The organism is Pseudoduganella sp. R-31 (assembly GCF_049913235.1).
GTDB lineage: Bacteria > Pseudomonadota > Gammaproteobacteria > Burkholderiales > Burkholderiaceae_D > Rugamonas.
In genome coordinates this window covers 3,737,625-3,755,277 of sequence record NZ_CP183986.1, presented here as the reverse complement: position 1 = coordinate 3,755,277, position 17,653 = coordinate 3,737,625, and the positions used below count along the sequence as shown (strand labels likewise).

The 17,653-nt window shown below is 61.8% G+C and carries 14 protein-coding genes; 9 read left to right on the top strand and 5 right to left on the bottom strand.

Annotation, left to right across the window (positions count from 1 at the left end; translation table 11 throughout):
• Positions 1-58 precede the first annotated feature (58 nt).
• A complete protein-coding gene (locus ACN9MY_RS17065) occupies positions 59-475 on the top strand; it encodes a response regulator (protein ID WP_426335826.1) in 417 nt (138 codons plus the stop codon).
• 185 nt (positions 476-660) lie between these two features.
• Entirely contained in the window at positions 661-1,731 is a 1,071-nt protein-coding gene (locus ACN9MY_RS17060) for a trypsin-like serine protease (RefSeq protein ID WP_426335825.1), read from the top strand.
• A gap of 3 nt (positions 1,732-1,734) precedes the next feature.
• Here ACN9MY_RS17060 and ACN9MY_RS17055 read toward each other — a convergent pair whose 3' ends face one another.
• Positions 1,735-2,949, bottom strand: coding sequence for a PepSY-associated TM helix domain-containing protein (locus tag ACN9MY_RS17055; protein ID WP_426335824.1), 1,215 nt, complete (start codon positions 2,947-2,949; stop codon positions 1,735-1,737).
• Positions 2,950-2,961: 12 nt separating this feature from the next.
• Positions 2,962-5,094 (bottom strand): TonB-dependent siderophore receptor, encoded by a 2,133-nt coding sequence (locus ACN9MY_RS17050; protein ID WP_426335823.1) that lies wholly within the window; start codon positions 5,092-5,094, stop codon positions 2,962-2,964.
• A gap of 197 nt (positions 5,095-5,291) precedes the next feature.
• Between ACN9MY_RS17050 and ACN9MY_RS17045 the strand changes: the two genes are divergently transcribed.
• From ACN9MY_RS17045 to ACN9MY_RS17030, 4 genes are all read left to right on the top strand, one after another.
• Positions 5,292-6,131, top strand: coding sequence for a universal stress protein (locus ACN9MY_RS17045; RefSeq protein WP_426335822.1), 840 nt, complete (start codon positions 5,292-5,294; stop codon positions 6,129-6,131).
• Positions 6,132-6,158: 27 nt separating this feature from the next.
• Positions 6,159-7,769 (top strand): PHA/PHB synthase family protein, encoded by a 1,611-nt coding sequence (locus ACN9MY_RS17040; RefSeq protein ID WP_426335821.1) that lies wholly within the window; start codon positions 6,159-6,161, stop codon positions 7,767-7,769.
• A 132-nt stretch (positions 7,770-7,901) separates the two neighbouring features.
• Positions 7,902-8,996: a rod shape-determining protein RodA gene (gene rodA, locus ACN9MY_RS17035; RefSeq protein ID WP_426335820.1), complete on the top strand. Its 1,095-nt coding sequence runs from the start codon at positions 7,902-7,904 to the stop codon at positions 8,994-8,996.
• A gap of 160 nt (positions 8,997-9,156) precedes the next feature.
• Complete coding sequence (locus ACN9MY_RS17030) at positions 9,157-10,221, top strand: M35 family metallo-endopeptidase (protein WP_426161589.1); 1,065 nt, start codon at positions 9,157-9,159, stop codon at positions 10,219-10,221.
• Between the two features lie 18 nt (positions 10,222-10,239).
• Here the strand turns inward: ACN9MY_RS17030 and ACN9MY_RS17025 are convergent, their stop codons facing one another.
• The 3 genes from ACN9MY_RS17025 to ACN9MY_RS17015 form a co-directional block, all read right to left on the bottom strand.
• The gene (locus tag ACN9MY_RS17025; protein WP_426335819.1) at positions 10,240-10,692 is read right to left on the bottom strand and encodes a hypothetical protein; all 453 of its coding nucleotides are present in this window, start codon (positions 10,690-10,692) and stop codon (positions 10,240-10,242) included.
• A gap of 29 nt (positions 10,693-10,721) precedes the next feature.
• The gene (locus ACN9MY_RS17020) at positions 10,722-12,974 is read right to left on the bottom strand and encodes a PAS domain S-box protein (protein WP_426335818.1); all 2,253 of its coding nucleotides are present in this window, start codon (positions 12,972-12,974) and stop codon (positions 10,722-10,724) included.
• A 109-nt stretch (positions 12,975-13,083) separates the two neighbouring features.
• Positions 13,084-15,219 carry a hypothetical protein gene (locus ACN9MY_RS17015; RefSeq protein WP_426161586.1) on the bottom strand — a complete coding sequence of 712 codons (2,136 nt, stop codon included), beginning with the start codon at positions 15,217-15,219 and terminating at the stop codon, positions 13,084-13,086.
• A 191-nt stretch (positions 15,220-15,410) separates the two neighbouring features.
• On the opposite strand from ACN9MY_RS17015, the gene ACN9MY_RS17010 reads away from it, so the two are divergent.
• From ACN9MY_RS17010 to ACN9MY_RS17000, 3 genes are all read left to right on the top strand, one after another.
• Entirely contained in the window at positions 15,411-15,776 is a 366-nt protein-coding gene (locus ACN9MY_RS17010; protein WP_426318023.1) for a hypothetical protein, read from the top strand.
• A 68-nt stretch (positions 15,777-15,844) separates the two neighbouring features.
• Entirely contained in the window at positions 15,845-17,125 is a 1,281-nt protein-coding gene (locus tag ACN9MY_RS17005; RefSeq protein WP_426161584.1) for an alpha/beta hydrolase, read from the top strand.
• Positions 17,126-17,139: 14 nt separating this feature from the next.
• Positions 17,140-17,535: an Hpt domain-containing protein gene (locus ACN9MY_RS17000; protein WP_426161583.1), complete on the top strand. Its 396-nt coding sequence runs from the start codon at positions 17,140-17,142 to the stop codon at positions 17,533-17,535.
• The last annotated feature ends 118 nt before the right edge of the window (positions 17,536-17,653 follow it).

The following is a 17,653-nucleotide window of genomic DNA, read 5'->3' as shown; positions in this document are numbered from 1 at the left end:
GCCCGGCGCAGCATGGTGTTAACCTGCCGCTGCTGACAGCTGGCATACAGGTTGCGCCATGCATTCTGATACTATCGCTCCCTTTCATAAGCAACAATCCAAGACCGTCTTCATCATTGACGACAACGCAATGATGCGGTCGATGATGCGCCTCGGGGCAAACGAAGCCGAACTGGCGGTTCTCGGCGAAGCGGGTACCGCCCAGGCTGGCCTTGCACGCTGCATGCAACTGATGCCAGACATCGTCCTGCTGGACCTCGGGCTGCCCGATGGCGACGGTCTGGAACTGCTTTCCGAACTCAAGGCGCGCTCGCCGGACGTCTTCGTCATTGTCGTATCCGGGCATAACGACCAGGAAGTCGTGCGGGCAGCAGTCTCTCGCGGGGCGCTGGGCTTCATCGTCAAACCCTTCAGCATCGGCTCCATTACCGACACCCTCATCGCTGCCCGGCGACGGCTGGCGGCCAGGCAGTAGACTCCCCGGTCAATCTGTATCAATTTGCAATGCAATGTCGGAAAGCTTTACGCTTTTTCAAGCACGCTGCCATGGCCTCGCGGCAAGTGACTGAAAGTAAAGAAGCTTCCCTTCCAGGCGCGAAAATTGCTAAACGTTTTCCCGACATGTTGATTCACTGGGCAATATTCTCGGGAGGAAATGACGTGCGACAACTCATTGCAAGCAGGCTGCTCGGCATGGCGGTAGCGATGGCGGCCATCAGCGGCACGGCCCAAGCGGTTCCCAACGGGACCATCACCCCCTTGATCACCTCGGGCGCCCTGCCTGATACGCCGGCAGCCCACGTGGACCCAAACAACGCCGCATCGCCCTTTTCGGGCGTCGTCAGCATCAATATCCGCTATGACGGCTTGAGCTATATCTGCTCCGGCGCCCTGGTCGGCAAACGCCAGGTAGTCTCGGCCGGTCACTGCGTGGATACCAATGGCAAAGGCAGCCTGATCGACCTTAACAAGCCCGGCAATGACGTACGCGTTGTCTTTAACGCTTCCTCCACGCCGGGCGATCCTGGCCGCGCCGTCGTCACCGCCACCAAGGTCCAGATGAACCCGAATTACGGAGGCTTCGGCAATTGCCCTGCTGGCGTGCCGGGCTTTTGCGTGAACGATGACCTCGCCGTGATCACGCTTGGCCAGGACGCCCCGGCCTCCGCCAAGGTCTACAAGCTGGCCGGCCAGCAACTGCAGGCAAATACCCGCATCATCATGGCTGGCTACGGCACCTCCGGCGATGGCATCAATGGCTACACCATCAGCCCCGATTTCCGCATCAAACGTACCGGCCAGAACGTCGTCGACCTCTTCGACGCCGACGACGAACAGGGCTTCAATGGCCCGAACGAAGTCTGGTATGCGGACTTCGACGGCAACGGCCACGATTCGTTTTGCGAATGGGGCCTCGCCTGCTCGGCCCAACTGCCGAACGACCGTGAGTCGGGCATTGGCGGCGGCGATTCCGGCGGGCCGTCTTTCATCGAGCAATATGGCGAGCTGATGCTGATTGCCACCAACACGTTCGGCGGCACGCCGGACGGAATTGTCGCCGGCGCGTTCGGCTCCTACTTCGGCGGCATCGTCCTGCACAGCTACCTGGACTACTTGGTGGCAGCGACTGGCGGTGCGATACAGGTGGTTCCGGAGCCGGCCAGCATGGCGGTGTTTGCACTCGGCCTGCTCGCCTTGGCTTGCGTGCGCCGCCGGGAGCGGCGCCCATGACATTCAACCGGCGGGCTGCATCCCCCGCCGTTGCGCCGCAGCCGCCCTGTTCCTCGAAGTCCGCTTGCGCCACCAGATCACCACGCCGGTGACGCTCAGCATCGCCACCACGACACCCATTGCGGAAACCAGGATCCGGCCGGGCAGGCCGAGGATGCGGCCGGAATGCAATGGGAACTGGGCCTGCACGAAGATGTCTGCCGCAGTCCCTTTCCAGGGCTGGCGATCTCCGAGCAGGCGTCCATCGACCCCGTCGTAATACAGCACGGCAGGCCCGACGCCGCCTGCGCCATGGTCGTCGCCCGGCTTGAAGAAGCTGACGCCGTAGATGCCGTAGGCCTGGGAATAGAACACGCTGCCGGCCGGTTCCTTCCATGTACGGCGCGCCGCTTCCTGCGCTGCCCGTTGCAATACTTCTTCATAGCCGATACGCGCCAGGATCGGATTGCGCAAATCCCTTGGCGTGCGGGTATCGAAGGGAGTTGGTGTCAACTCCGAGACCGCCTGCATCACCGGGTAGAAGACCTCACGGTACAGGTTCAGCGAGAAGGCGGTGAACGCCAGGACGAACAACAGCCCCCATGTCCACAGGCTGAAGGCCCGGTGCAGGTCGAAATTGAGCTTGGCGTTGCCGCCGCTCCAGCGGACCTTCCATGCGGGCTTCCAGCGCTGCCACCAGCCGCGTGCCCCGGGCGTGCGTGTGCGTACTGGCAGCGTGAGGTAGAAGCCGACAAAACTGTCCACCATCCACACCATTGCTATCACGCCCATCAGCCAGATGCCCCAGCGGTCTATGCCCCACATCTCCGGGACGTGCAGCGAGTAATGCAGGCGGTAGAGGAATGAGACCAGCGTCTCCTTGCTGATCGGCCAGACCGCGCCCCACTCACGCTTGCCCAATTCCGCGCCGCTGACCGGATCGACAAAGACCTGGTTGAAGCCGGTGGCATCCAACCCGAAGCCAAGCGACTTTCCCTGCTCCGCATGCAGGGGGATGTATGAAACCCTGGCTTTCGGATGGCGCTGCTCGACCTGGCGTGCAAGCGCGAGCGAAGACTGCGGCCGGCCCGGCGTATGAGCTTCCATCAAGTGCGGGTTCAGCAGGTCATCCAACTCGTGGTCCCACGAGATCACAGCGCCTGTCAGGCCGCTGATGAAGAGGAAGCCTGCCGTGAGCAGGCCAATGTAGCGGTGCAGCAGCGTCCAGCTTGCGCGCATGTCAGCCTCGCATCAGAAACGATACTTCAGGCTCGCCGATACACTGCGCGGTGCGGCGTAGGTGATGGCGCCATAGGCGGCGAACATGCCGAAATGCTGTTTGTCGAACAGGTTGCTCACGTTGACCTGCGCCGAAAGCTGCCTGGTGAAGTCGTAGCGCGCCATCAGGCTGGCCAGCGCGAAGGAACCCTGTTCAATCACGCCATTGGTCCCAGAGGGAGCAGCCGGATCCAGGGTGTAGGTACGGCTTTCCCAATTCAGGCCGCCTCCCACAGTCAGCGCTTCCAGACGGTAGGTAGTGAAGACGCGGAACAGTTTGCGTGGATAGACGCTGTTGAAATCGGCGCCTGCGGCATCCTTGGCCCTGAATTGGGAATATCCCGCGGTGGCGTTCCAGCCGGGAGCCAGTTCTCCCGAGACCTCGAACTCAAAGCCATCGCTCTTGGCGCCGCTTGCGGCGCGGTAGTACGCTTCCGGCGCAAGCGGGCTTGTTCCATCGCGGTCGACCAGGCCAGCCTCTTGGGCGAGCTTGTCCTGTTTGATCCTGAATACCGCAAACGACGCATTCACGCGGCCGTCCAGGAATTCGCCTTTGACGCCGCCTTCGTAGCTCTTGCCGACTACCGGGTCCAGGATATTTCCCGCCAGGTCCTTGCGGTTCTGCGGCTGGAAAATGTCGGTGTAGCTGGCGTAGGCAGACAGGTTGTCGCTGAGGTCGTATACCACGCCGGCATAAGGCGTCAATTCGTGGTCGTGCTTCAGCTGATAAGCCGGGCTCCAGGCTCCGGCGCCGGTCTTGTCGTAGTTGGTGAGGCGCGTACCGATAATCGCCTTCAGCGGATCGGTGATCGAGAAGCGCGCAACACCGTACAACGCTTCCTGCCGGGTCACGCTCTTTTCGTAAAATGTCGGCGCGCCCCAATTCGGCTCAGGATACGCTGCACCATTCCAGTGATTGAAATCGCCTACCGGAGGGTAGTCACTGCCGTAATCGGCGGCACGGCTGTCGGCATTGAATTCCTGCTTCGAGTGCATGTAGCCGAACGCCGCTTCATGCTTGCGCCCGGCGAGCGCAAAGGGTCCGCTGGCATGAAGGCTGAAGTCGTCCTGCCGGGTGTGCGTAATGTAGGAGCCTGCAAACGCGCCCATGCCCAGTCCCGTCGCGCGCTCAGGTACCCCTGAGAGGTAAAGCAGCGCGGAATCGGCCTTGCGGTCGCCATGACTGAAGCCGGCGCGCAGCCTCCAGCCGTTGTCGAAGCTGTGTTCAAGGTCGGCGAAGGCGTTCTCGTACGCTGTTTCCCAGCGCGTCCATCCGGCCGCCGACGTTTTCGAGACATCCCAGTTGGTCTTGCTGCCGTCGGTGTACCAGTACGGCAGGCCGCCCCACATCGGGCCTTGCGGGTCGTTTTCCTGGCGGCTGTAGCCGGCGGAAAGCACGGTGCCGGGCGCCAGGTCGGCTTCTACAGTGCCATAGAAAGTGTGGCTTTTGCTCTTCATCAGATCGACCCAGCTGTCGGAACGCTGGTATTCACCGACCACCCGGGCGCGTACGCTACCGCTGGCATTGACCGGGCTCGAAACGTCTGCCATGGCGCGGCGCTCGTTCCAGCGGCCGGTGCCAAGCTGCGCGCTGCCGGTGAGCTCCTTGCTGGCCGCACGCTTGCGCACCAGGTTGATGGCCGCCGAAGGATTGCCGGCGCCCGTCATCAGGCCTGTGGCGCCGCGCACCACTTCCACACGCTCGTAGAGGGCCAGGCTCCCCAATACTTCGCCGGAACTCCATGCCTGCTCCCAAGCCGTCGGCACGCTGTCGATCTGCAGGTTGTCAATGTCGAAGCCGCGCGCGGTAAAACCGGCGCGATGCGTCTCATACTGGTTGACCGAAACGCCGGTCACATTGTTGACCACATCGGTCACGGTCTGTAACGCCTGGTCCTCGATACGCTGCTGGGTCATCACGGATATCGATTGCGGCGTGTCGCGCGGCGAAATGCTCAGCGGCGTGGCCGTCCGGCTGCGTTCCGCGGTGTAGGTGTCCGGCCTTTGCGCGGTGACCTGGATCTGCGGCATCACTGCAGCGTCTTCCGCCAGGACAGCACCCGGAAATGCCAACCCAAGCAATACCGCCAACTTCTTCTTGTCCATCGTTACCTCAGCTAATTATTAATGATTAGCTGGCGAGGAGCTGGCTTTATTAGAAGACGCAAATGATAACCATTCGCATCTAAAAGTCAACACTTGCTTATGCAAGTTACCGGATTAGATTGAAATTGACCCAGATCATGCCGCTGGATTGCGCATAACCCTAGACTTTTTCACATCTATCCATCCCGGAGGCTGCCATGGGGTTCAAGACTGTCGTTGTGCACGTGAATAGTTCCGCCGATACCGAGCGCCGGGTACGGCTGGCATCCCAGATCGTGCGCATGTCAAAAGGCCGCCTGGTCGGTGCGGCGATGAGCGGCATTTCGCGCTTCCTGTACGCCGACCATGCCACCGCCATGGGTGTCAGCCTGGCAGCCCAATGCATCGACGAAGCGCGGGAAGCCGCCCGCGACAGCTTACGGCGTTTCGAGTTGCAATGCGCGATGCTGGACCTGCCGTCCTTCGAATCCCGCCTGCTTGACGACCAGGCCGCGGATGGCCTGGTGCTGCAGTCGCGCTACGGCGACCTCCTGATACTGGGCCAGGTCAACCCGGACGATCCGATTTCGCCAATGGAAGAAGAAACACCCGAATATGTGGCCATGAACAGCGCAAGGCCGGTATTGGTGGTGCCCTATGCCGGCCATTTCGAAGCGCCGTTCCAGCGTGTGCTGGTGGCCTGGGACGGCAGCATGGAGGCCACCCGCGCCATCACCGCTGCCATTCCGCTGATGGAGCAGGCCGGCAAAGTCACGCTGGCTGTGTTCAATGCCGGCCGCGAACCCGAGGCCCACGGCAGCGAACCGGGCGCAGACATGGCCCTCTACCTGGCGCGCCATGGCATCAAGGTCGAAGTCTCCTCGCAAGCGACGGCGATCGACGTCGGCTCTGCCCTGCTCTCCTTCGCCTCGGATCTCGATGCCGATTTGCTGGTCATGGGTTGCTACGGCCATAGCCGCTTGCGCGAAATCATGCTGGGCGGTGCTTCCCGTACGGTATTGCAAAGCATGACGCTTCCTGTGCTGATGGCGCATTAGGTCCGCATTAGGTCTATACTGGCCTGCATGCCAAATCCGTTCGCCAATGTCGCCGCCGCATGGCTGGCACATCCACTGGAGATGGCCCGGGCGTGGCAGGAGCTTGCCACAGTCGCCTGGGCGACCGGCATGCCTGCGCCGCTGGCGGAAGCTGCGGAGGGCGATGACCGGTTCAGCGACGACGCCTGGCGCGACAATCCGTTCTTTCATGGCCTGATGCAGCAATACCTCGGCTTCACGCGCACCCTGGAACGGCAGGTCTACGACACGCCGGGCGTGGACGAAAGCGAAGCCCGCAGTGCTGCCTTCTGGCTGCGCCATTGGTGCAACGCTCTAGCCCCCAGCAACTTCCCCTGGACCAATCCGGTCGTACTGCGACGCGCCTTCGACAGCGGCGGGGCCAGCCTGAAGCACGGCTTTGAAGAATGGCTGCGCGATGTGCTGGCGGGCGACCTGCGCATGGTGGATCCGGCCCAGTTCCAGCTCGGACGCGACCTGGCCGCGACGCCAGGGCGCGTTGTGATGCGCAACCAGATGATGGAGCTGATCCAGTACACGCCTGATTGCCCGCAAGTTCGGGCGATGCCGCTGGTCCTGGTGCCGCCCTGGATCAACAAGTACTACATCCTGGACCTGACCGCCCAGCAAAGCATGGTGCGGCACCTGGTGCAACAGGGTTTCGACGTGTTCGTCATGAGCTGGAAGAATCCGCGCGCCAATATGCAGGATGCCAGCTTCGAAGACCACCTGTTCGATGGGATCCTCGCTGCCGTCGACGCGGCGCGCAATATCGCCGGCGTCCCGCAAGTGCATGCGGTCGGCTATTGCATCGGCGGCACCGCCCTGTCGGCGCTGATGGCGTGGCTGAACCGCCACCATCGGGCGGCGCGCAATGTCCCGGTTGCGCATTGGACGCTGCTGGCCACGCTCACCGATTTTTCCAAGCCTGGCGACATCGCCAGCTTCATCAACGACGAAAGCGTGGCCTTGCTGGACGGCCTGATGGCGCGCCAGGGTTTTCTCGACTCGCAGCAGATCGGCTGGAGCTTCCGCATGCTGCGCCCGAATACGCAGATCTGGCGCTATGTGGTGCACAAGTACCTGCTCGGCGAGCCTGCACCAGCGCTGGCGCCCCTGGCCTGGAACTCGGACGGCACGCGCCAGCCGCGCGCCACGCACAGTTTCTGCCTGCGCGAGCTATACCAGGCCAACAAGCTGGCCCACGCGGATGCGCTTGAAATCCGCGGCCAGAAGCTTGACCTTGGCCGCATCCGCCAAACCCTGTATGCCGTGGGTGCGGTGGCGGACCACATCACCCCCTGGCGCAGCACCTACCGCAGCGCGGCGCTGGTGGGCGCTCCGGTACATTTTGTGCTGACCGCCTCCGGCCATATCCTGGGCATCATCAATCCGCCGGGCGGCAGCGCCAAACAGCAATACTGGTCGGCTCCCCTGATTGCGGGCCGCGACGCCAAGGACTGGCTGGCGGTGCAAACGCCAACTCCAGGCTCCTGGTGGCAGGACTGGACCGCCTGGCTGCACGGGCGCTGCGGCGAGTGGCGCACGCCGGCGCCGGCGGCCCATGCCGATTATCCCTGGCTAGGCGATGCCCCCGGAAACTACGTGCGCGAGCGCTAGCCCTGGCCTTATAATTTCGGCCATGAATAATGAGCAAAAACAATTCCGCCGCCGGCTTGCCGTGATTGGCGCGATCGCATTTTCCGGCTTTGCCGTCCTGGCTGGCCGCGTAATCTGGCTGCAGGCCTTCCAATGACCGGTCATTCTTCTTTGTGGCGCCGCCTGCGGCCGGTGCTGGCTGTTGACGCGCCGTTGGCTGCCATCCTTGGCTTGCTGCTGGCGGCTGGCCTGTTGACACTGTATTCCGCCTCGGCCGACTTCCCGGGGCGCTTCGAACTGCAGTTGCGTAACGTGGCGATGGCGCTGGGCCTGATGTGGGCGGTCGCGAACATCCCGCCGCCCATGCTGATGCGCCATGCAGTCACGCTGTATTCGCTTGGCGTCGCCTTGCTGTTAGCGGTGTTCCTGTTCGGCGTTACGAAAAAAGGCTCGACGCGATGGCTCAATCTCGGTCACGATTTCCAGCCGTCCGAGATGATGAAGATCGCGATGCCAATGATGCTGGCCTGGTACTTCCACCGCTTCGATGGCGCCAAGGGCTGGCAAATATTCGTCGCGGCCGCGGTGCTGCTGGCCATTCCGGTGGGACTGATCGCCAAGCAGCCCGATTTCGGCACGGCGATGCTGGTGCTGGCGGCGGGTTTCTATGTGATCGTGCTGGCCGGGCTATCGTGGAAGGCGCTTGCCGCCCTGGCTGTCTGCGGCCTGGCTGCGGTGCCAGTGGTGTGGCAGCTGCTGCACGACTTCCAGCGTCAAAGGGTGCTGACTTTCCTCAACCCGGACTCGGATCCGGCCGGCAAGGGTTTCCAGATCACCCAGGCGAAAATCGCGATCGGTTCCGGCGGGATGGCTGGCCGCGGCTGGATGGATGGCACCCAGGGCCACCTCGGCTTCATTCCGGAACGCTCCACCGACTTCATCTTCTCGGTCTTCGCCGAAGAATTCGGGCTGTTCGGCGGGATTGCGCTGCTGGTGATGTACGCCTTGCTGATCTGGCGCGGCCTGCAGATTTCCTCCAGCGCGGTGACGCCATTTTCGCGTTTGCTGGGCGGCGCCATCACCATGATCTTCTTCACCTATGCCTTCATCAATATCGGCATGGTGAGCGGCGTGGTACCGGTGGTTGGCGTGCCGCTGCCTTTTTTCAGCTATGGCGGCACTGCCCTGGTGACACTGGGAATCGGCTGCGGCATCCTGATGGCCATCCGTCGTCAAAGCCAGGTCTGAGCCTGTTACAAATGTCCGGGATTGGACATATTTCCCGGCTCCTGTTCAGGGCATAACGGAACCGTTGTTGAAATAGCGACAGCGCACCGATTTCGATTGAATTGCCGCAGTCTCCCCGTCAAGATTGGCTCACCCCAACCACAACCGGACGGAGAGACGAATGAACTTGAAACACCTTGGCGCTTTCGCACTCGCAGCTTCCTTCAGCCTGGGCGCCTATGCGGCCGACGGCCTCACAGCCAGCATCAGCATGGACAAGCGCGCGCTGGGCCCGCGCGACGACGTGGTCGTGCAGGTCACGCTGACCAATACTTCATCGGTGCCGCAATACGTCCTGAAATGGCATACCCCGTTCGGCGACATTGAAGAATCCCTGTTCGACGTGACCCGTGACGGCGCCAGGGTGCCGTACGAAGGCATGCACGTCAAGCGCCCGGCGCCCACGGCAGCCGATTACTACGTCATCCAGCCGGGCAAATCGCACAAGGTCACGGTGGAACTGTCGCAGATGTATAACATGAGCATCTCGGGCGACTACACCATCCGTTACAGCACCAAGTCGCCCAAGCTGTTCAGCAACGTCGACCCGGCCGGCAAGGCAGTTGACAAGAAGCAGCCGGACACCCTGCAATCGGCCGAGCTCAGCGTGTCGATCGAAGGCACCCTGCCGCGCGGCAGCATCGCCAAGGCGCCGGAACAGCCCCTGCCAAGCGCAGCCGGCTTGTCCTTCAGCAAGTGCACCACTTCGCAGCAGGCCGACATTACAACTGCCGTGTCGACCGCGCAAGGCATGGCCAACGACGGCGACGCCTACCTGGGCGCCAACAAGACAGGCACCCGCTACACGAAATGGTTCGGCAGCTACAATTCCGGCCGCTACTCCACCGTGAAATCGCACTTCGCCGCGCTGAAGGATGCCTTCGCCACCAAGCCGATCACCGTCGACTGCGGCTGCAAGAAGACGTACTACGCCTATGTGTATCCAACCCAGCCTTACAAGATTTATGTCTGCAAGGCATTCTGGAGCGCGCCAATGTCCGGCACCGACTCCAAGGGCGGTACCCTGGTGCATGAGATGAGCCACTTCAATGTGGTGGCTGGTACCGATGACTGGGTCTACGGCCAGTCCGGCGCCGCCAGCCTGGCGATCAGCGATCCAAACAAGGCCATCGACAACGCCGACTCGCACGAATATTTCGGCGAGAACACCCCGGCCCTGCCATAAGGCCTGCCCTGCCGCCGCTCACCTGCCGGTATGCTCGAAGCGTACCGGTCCAACGGTGAGCGGTATTTCCTTTCCGTCCATGAGGTAGTGCCCGGCGTAGCTGATGGTGTACGCATGACGTCCTTGCCTGAAGCCGTACGCGGGGGCCAGGTCGATGGCGTTGCTGAGGTGCGCCCCGGGTTTCATGGCCCGGTAGTCGGCTTCCGTCAACGGGCCGCGCTTGACCATGATGCCCTGGTAGTCGAGCAGTTGCCCGGTCTCGGCGTCGCGCACCTCGAACAGCTTGCCGAACATCTCTTCTTCGGTGGCCAGCGCGTGCAGGACCTTCAGCTGCCGCGCCGATTGGTTGGCCAAGTCGATGTGCAAGACGGGGTGGCCGCCCGCCTCTTTGACGGTGAATGTCACTTCCAGCATTTTCGGTTCCCCTGACAGCGCGCCGACTGCTAGCAAGGCTGCAATATTGATTTTCACTCCAGACCTCGTTACACGTGAAACTTCTCTTAGCGCGACTGTTCCAATGCTTCCCCAACCACCTCCAGGAAGTCATTGATGTTCAAGGGCTTGGTCAGGTACCGGAAAAAGCCGGCCTCCAGAGCAGCCTGTACATCAAGCGGCATCGCATTGGCGGAGAGCGCAATGATCGGGATCTCGCGCGTTGCGGCATCCTGGCGCAAACGGCGCTGTGCCTCGCGGCCGCTGATGCCGGGCAGGTTCATGTCCATCAAGATCGCATCCGGCAGGTATTCGCGCGCCATGGCCACACCGGAATTGCCGTCGGTGGCCGACAACAACTCAACGTCGAGATGCAGCTTGACGATCTCTTCCACAAGCTTCAGGTTGGCAGGGTTATCTTCGACATAGAGCAGCCGGGGCTTGCTGTGGTGGCCGCGCACCGCTGCCGGCGCCGGCATGCCTTCCTGGTCCTCGCCGCGGGGCAACTGCTGGGGCGCCGTGGCTTCCATCTCGACCGTGAAGGTGCTGCCCTGGCCCACCGAGCTCGTCACGCCAATGGTCGCGTTCATCAACTCGGCCAGCCGTTTGCTCAGCACCAGGCCGATGCCGCTGCCTTCTTCGGAGCCGCCTTCCTGGCCCAGCCGGTTAAAGGGCTGGAACAGGCCCGCCATCTGTTCGCCGCTGAGCCCTGGCCCGTCGTCGCGCACTGCCAGCCAGGCCCGCCCGGGATCGGCCGCCCCGCAGGCTACCCAGACATGGCCGCCCTTGCTGTTGTACTTGATTGCATTGCTCAACAGGTTCAGCACAATCTGGCGCAGCCGGATGCGGTCGGCCTTGACATGCATGCCGCGTGGTTCGGACAGGTAAACCGCGACCTGCCGCGCATCGGCCATGGCCTCGACCATCTTGCTCGCTTCATGCAGCAGGTCGTCCAGCGCCACCGGTTCGAGAGAAAGCGTGACGGCGCCGACCTCGATCTTCGCCAGGTCCAGCGTTTCATTGATCAGGTGCAGCAGGTGCTGCCCGGCCTGTACGATATTGCCGGCGAAGGCGTAACGCTGTTGTTGCGACAGCGGGAGCTTTTCGTTATGCAGCAACTGGCCGAAGCCGAGAATGGCATTCAGCGGCGTGCGCAGCTCATGCGACATGCTGGCCAGGAAGCGATCCTTGGCTTTGCTGGCTTGCTCCAGTTCGAGCTTTTGTTCGATCAGCTTGCGCTCGATCTGGCGGCGTCCGCTGATGTCGCGGATGGCGCTCGATACCAGCAGTTCGTCCTCGGTCTTCAAGGGACTGAGGCTGATCTCCACCGGGAATTCCGAACCGTCGCGGCGCATTGCATACAGTTCGGTGCCCGCCCCCATGGCGCGCGGCTGGGCTTTGGCGAAGAAGCTGCTGCGCGCCGCCGGATGCCGTCCAGCAAAGCGGGCCGGGATCAGGATTTCAATCGGCTTGCCCAGCAGCTCTTGGCGCTGGTAGCCAAACAGCTGCTCGGTCTGGGAGTTCACCAGCACGATCTCGCCGCGCGCGTTGACGATGACCATCGGATCCGGCGCCGATTCCAGCAGGCCGCGGAACTTCTGCTCGGCTTTCTTGCGGTCGCCGATATCGCGGATCGCGCTCATGACGATCGCGCCCTCTTCCATCTGGATCATGCTGAGGCTGATCTCGACCGGGAATTCCAGCCCGTCCTTGCGCAAGCCATACAGTTCCAGCCCCGCCCCCATGGTGCGCGTGCGCGGCTGCACGAAATACTGGGCGCGATGCGAGACATGGCCGCCGCGGAAGCGATTGGGCAGCAATACTTCAACCGGTTTCCCCAGCAATTCGCGCGGTTCGAAGCCGAACAGCCGCTCGGCCTGGCTGTTGACCAGCACGATGCGGCCGGTGGAATTGGCCATCACGATGGCATCGGGCATCGACTCGAGCAGGCCGCGGTAGCGCGATTCGACCTGGCGCGCATCGCGCAATGCCTTGGCGTCGGTGATGTCGTTCTGGCTGTGAATGATGTACTCGATTTCGCCCTGGGCCGAGTAGACCGGCTTGCAGGCGGCTCCGATATACACTGCCTGGCCATCCTTGCGGCGCCGCAGGTATTCGAAATCGGCCCCGAACTCGCGCCGCACCGGATGGCCCGGCATGCCGATCAGTTCCTCCAGCCTGTGGCCGTGCGCTTCTTCGCCGCTATAACCATAGATTTCCGTTGCGCCCCGGGTCCAGAAGATCACGGTGTCGTGGCCGTCCGTGGCAATGATTCCGCCGGGAGCTTCTTCGAGGATGAACTTGCCCAGGTCAGTTTGCATGATTGGTCTTTTCGCGGACTCGGCGATGCCAATTGTAAGCGAATTCGGGCGAAAAAAAACCGCCTGCCCTTGCGGCCAGGCGGTCGATAGCGCGGGGGTGCGCTGTGTATTACCAGGAGGCTTTCAAGGTGTAGGTGCCGCTGGTCGAACCAGTGCCACCCGAGTAGTAGTACACCTTGGCATACCACGTTACAGCAGTCGAGCCCGTATTGGCGCGCGTTACAACATCCGCCTGGCCCGTGCCTTTCACGCTCGATGCCAGCTCGGTACCAGCGCTGTTGTACAGCTTCAGGTCGTAGTCCGACGAGGCGTTCGGCGTCATGGTGGCGGTCAGCGTCTTGCCTGCTGGAACCGTAATGGCGAAGTAGTCCACATCGCTGCTGGTGCCGATATTGGCGCTGGCGGTGGTGCAGGACTGGCTGATGCCATTCGCAGTGGCGATGGTGTTATTGCTCTCCGTTTCCGACATGTTCACCGGTGTGCAGGAGGCGCCGCTCAGGATGTTCTGCGCCTCGAACTTGGCCTGGAAGGTGTTGGCGTAGCTCAGGTCCGACGGGAACAGTGTCTTGGCAGCGTTCACGATGGCCGTTGCCATCGCTGGCATCTTGATGTTCGAGCCGAGGCCGAAGTGGGCTTCGAGGATGATCTTGTCGATGTTCGCGCGCGGCTTGCCGGCGGCGATCAGCGACACCATCGACGAGTACAGCGGCGCCGACCACAGTTCGTCGGACTGGAAGGTCACCCCGTTCTCGGTCACCGAGCTGTGTGCGCTATAGGTCTTGCTGCTGTTGTACTTAGCGTCGGTGCGGTTCAGCATGCGGCCGGCCCAGCAGGAGCCGTGGCCATCCCAGCTGAAGGCCCACTCAGGGTGGTAGACCTGGCCGTTCGGCGTGCTGTAAGAATACGACGCAGCCCAGTAGTCGCCGAAGCCTTCGCCCATGGCGCCAGTGTCGCCGCCCGACCAGCTCGAGTTGATGCTGGCCTGGATGCCGTGGCCGTACTCGTGCAGGATGACGTCGGCATCTTCACTGTCGTTGACGCAGCCATGGCCAAAGGCCAGGTAGCCGGTTGCACCGCTGCCGCTGAAGTGCGAGTTGTCGTCGCCGTTGACGCCGTCGGTATCGATGTCCATCGAACGGTTGAGGATGGACTTGGTGCCGGTGAAGCCCAGCGACTGCATGTAGCGCTGGCTCTGGTCAATGTGGAAGTAGACGTTGGTGTCATCGAAAGCATTGTTGCCGCGCTTTGCGGTCCAGACACCGTTGGTGGTGGTGCTTGGTGCCGTGTTTGGCGACTCGATGTTCTTGATGTTGACGTACGGTCCGGTCAGCGAATATACCCCGCCGGTCACGGTCAGGTCGCGCAAGGTTTTAGTCGAATACGCTGCATCGAAGGCAGACGCGGCCGAGGTATCGGTCAGCGCATCGGTGTTCAGGGTGGTGCGTGGGTCAGGATCGAACGCATAGCCGCTGCCGTTGATGCCGGACGCCGCCATCACCGTGGCGGTGCTGCCGGCCTTGAGGGTGTTCACGCTGGTGCTGGCCTTGGCTGCCTCGGTAGCGGCATGGCGGTCCAGCATCTGGCCCGGCGCTGCGGCGCGCGCGGCCAGGCTGCGCTCACCGCCTTTGTTGGTGCGTGGCAACGAGGTGGAGTAGGAATCGATCAGGCTGCCGTCATGTGCATTCAGGTACTGGACGAAACCGCCGGTAGGCATCTCCGCTTCAATGTCGACCTTGCGCGCCAGTTGCACGCCATCCTTGGTAGGCACCCACACCAGGGTGGACGATGGCACGTTCACCAGGTTGTGCTGTACCTTCATGTTTTTCCAGCCTTTGTCCAACGCTTCGTCGTCGCTGATCTGGGCTTTGTTGTACAGTTGATTGACGGCGTCGGCCTCAACCTTGGCAGAAATGTGGCGGGTTTCGTTGAAGATCTTTTGCAGGTCGCCGTTCTTGCCGATCGACACGACGATCTGGGCGCGGTCGACTGGCAGGCCGCGCAGCATTTGCTGGTAGTAGTAATGCTTGCCGGTCAGCGATTCCTTGACTGAAACCAGCACCAGGTTGTTCAGGTTCGCCGGCAGGCCGAAGCGTGCCGCGTGAACCCTCAGCACGCCCTCTGCGGAGGCAGCCTTGGTATTGGTGAAGACGGTCAGGTTGTCGATGGTTTTTTCACCGGCTTGGGCCAGGCCGGCGCATGCCAGCATGACCATGGAAGCGATCGTGGTACGGGTTGTGTAGCGCATGTTGTAATTCTCTCCTGAAGCAGTTATAGATCTAGTTTTTGGATGGAACAACGAGCCCCGCCGGGCTTGGCACTCAACAGCGTGAGGGCCGAGTATAACTACGAAAAGTTCGCCGATTTAGTTGAAATTTTGCTCAAGAACGCAAAAGAATTCAGTCAAGACCGCGCGCGCAACGTTAGAAGGAGTCATCAGTGAAATTGAACATTCTGTTAATTTTTACAGGCCTTTGCCTGATGGACACGGCAGCGGCGATCCCCGATATGGAGCCCGACGTTACGGCCCAGGTAGCCGAGGTGCTGGAAGCCGTTGCCGACGGCAAGGCCGCTGCGGAACGCTTCACCGAACGGGGGAGCAGCTATCTCGCCGCGCCCGGCCTGCCTGGCCTGATGAAAGGGTGTAGCCGGCCCCTCGTGCTGGAGCTGCTTTCGCGAAACGTAAACGGGGAGGACCGGCTTTACGTGTACCGTGCGAAATGCCAGCCGCAAGCCCTGCGCATCGCCATCGACTTCAACAAGGCGGCCCGCATCAACCGGCTTGAACTGGCTCCTGAGCATTAGTTTCACGCGGCACTGGACTTGGCGTTGCGTGTGTGGTCAGATATGCATGAATCAGCCAGGAGAAGAGCATGGACGTCATTACGACAGCAGTGACGGCAGGTGCCGGCGAGGGCGGCATCAGTGCTGCCTATCAGATGCTGAAGTCCCGCCTGGCGGCCCAGTCTCCTTCGGTCGCCGATGCCATTGCCGACGTTGAGGAAGACCCCGGTTCGCGATCGCGCCAGTTTGCACTGAGCGATGCGCTGGCCGCGGCCGGCCTGGCTGGTGACCGCTACCTGCGTGCCGCAGCGCGCAACCTCATCGATGAAGTCGAGCGCCGGCGCAGCGGCCGAACCTCGCCTAAAGCCAGCCTGGACGGAGCGCCCGACCATGCGGTGATGAAAGTGTTCTTTTCCACCGATCGCGAGCTGAGCGGTGACCGGCACCCTGCCCGCTTGTTCGGCAGCACGCGTGGCCAGTTGCGTTATGGAAGCTGCGAAGTCAGCATTCCTCGCGACCATCGCATGGGCGAGATGGAATCGCCTTCGCTATTACGGCTGGAGTTTCGCCAGGACCCTGAGCAGCATGTGGTGTTGCTTTCTGCCGACTTGAGTGAGCGCGACAGCTACTTCGAAGATTTGCGCAGGTCGATCGCCGCCAGTGGCACGCGCAGCGCCCTGCTTTTCATTCACGGTTACCGTACCACGTTCGAGGATGCCGCCCGTCGCACTGGCCAGCTGGCATACGACCTGGGCTTCCAAGGGGCGCCGATTTTTTACAGCTGGCCCTCGCAAGGCAAGCTTTCAGGATATATATTGGATGAAGCCAATGTGGAGTGGACCCAGGCCGACCTTGCTGCCTTTCTGGCCGACGTGCTGCAGCAATCCGATGCCGAGCATGTCTACCTGCTCGCGCACAGCATGGGCAGCCGGGCCCTGGCCCAGGCGACAGCCAGCGTCGTCGCCGCGCGACCGGAACTTGCGAGCCGTATCAGGGAAGTAATTTTGGCGGCACCGGATATCGATGCCGATGTTTTCCGTCAGCAAGTTTTGCCAGCGCTGGCTGCCGTCCCGAACCCATTGACTCTGTATGCGTCGTCGGAAGACAGCGCCTTGCGGGTTTCCAAATCCGTCCATGGCTATGCCCGTGCCGGTGAAAGCGGCCCCGGCCTGGTGGTGGCGCAAGGTGTCGAAACAATTGACGCCAGCAAGGTGGCGACAAGTTTCATCGGTCACACGTATTTTGCCGAGCAGCGCTCGGCTTTGAGCGATATGTATTACCTGATGAAGCAACATACCAGGGCTGCCGAGCGCTTTGGCCTGCAGGCAGTCGAAAGTGCGATGGGACGCCATTGGACGTTCCGCGTATAACGGAGACTTTGTTTATGAGTTACGCAAGTGCGCCGGATGAAGCAGTCTTTTGTGTCGACAAACTACTGCAATACATGGGGCAGGACGAAAAAGCCCTGGATACCGTGGTCAAGATCGTCCGCGATGGCATTGGTCCAGGCGTCGAACCGCTGAATCTGGCTGGCGACGCAATTCGGGACAACAAATTCATGGAAGCGCGCCGCATCCTGCACAATTTGCGCGGATCGATTGGCAACCTGGGGGCGAAACGCTTTGTTGCTGCCTCGCTCGCACTGGAACTGGCCCTGCAAGAAGGCCGTATTGTTGAAATACCACTGCTTTTCACTGCCCTGGAAGGTGAATTGAAGCTGGTGCACGACCATGCCGGCGCCTGGCTCGACCAGCACGCCGGACGCGCGGCCGCCCGCTAGCAATTCGTTACATCTGTTACCCCAGCCATTTTTGTGCGGCGCAATACCCGCATGTTATGATTCGAAATACTTATAGGTTTGGCAGTATTGCGAGCCGTGCGCCAGTATCGCCTCGCAT

Bases quoted from the DNA above. Each gene is read 5' to 3' on its own strand.
- ACN9MY_RS17065 (WP_426335826.1), top strand. From the start codon at position 59: ATGCATTCTGATACTATCGCTCCCTTTCATAAGCAACAATCCAAGACC.
- ACN9MY_RS17005 (WP_426161584.1), top strand. From the start codon at position 15,845: ATGGACGTCATTACGACAGCAGTGACGGCAGGTGCCGGCGAGGGCGGC.
- ACN9MY_RS17055 (WP_426335824.1), bottom strand. From the start codon at position 2,949: ATGCGCGCAAGCTGGACGCTGCTGCACCGCTACATTGGCCTGCTCACG.
- rodA (WP_426335820.1), top strand. From the start codon at position 7,902: ATGACCGGTCATTCTTCTTTGTGGCGCCGCCTGCGGCCGGTGCTGGCT.
- ACN9MY_RS17030 (WP_426161589.1), top strand. From the start codon at position 9,157: ATGAACTTGAAACACCTTGGCGCTTTCGCACTCGCAGCTTCCTTCAGC.
- ACN9MY_RS17050 (WP_426335823.1), bottom strand. From the start codon at position 5,094: ATGGACAAGAAGAAGTTGGCGGTATTGCTTGGGTTGGCATTTCCGGGT.
- ACN9MY_RS17045 (WP_426335822.1), top strand. From the start codon at position 5,292: ATGGGGTTCAAGACTGTCGTTGTGCACGTGAATAGTTCCGCCGATACC.
- ACN9MY_RS17015 (WP_426161586.1), bottom strand. From the start codon at position 15,219: ATGCGCTACACAACCCGTACCACGATCGCTTCCATGGTCATGCTGGCA.
- ACN9MY_RS17000 (WP_426161583.1), top strand. From the start codon at position 17,140: ATGAGTTACGCAAGTGCGCCGGATGAAGCAGTCTTTTGTGTCGACAAA.
- ACN9MY_RS17020 (WP_426335818.1), bottom strand. From the start codon at position 12,974: ATGCAAACTGACCTGGGCAAGTTCATCCTCGAAGAAGCTCCCGGCGGA.
- ACN9MY_RS17040 (WP_426335821.1), top strand. From the start codon at position 6,159: ATGCCAAATCCGTTCGCCAATGTCGCCGCCGCATGGCTGGCACATCCA.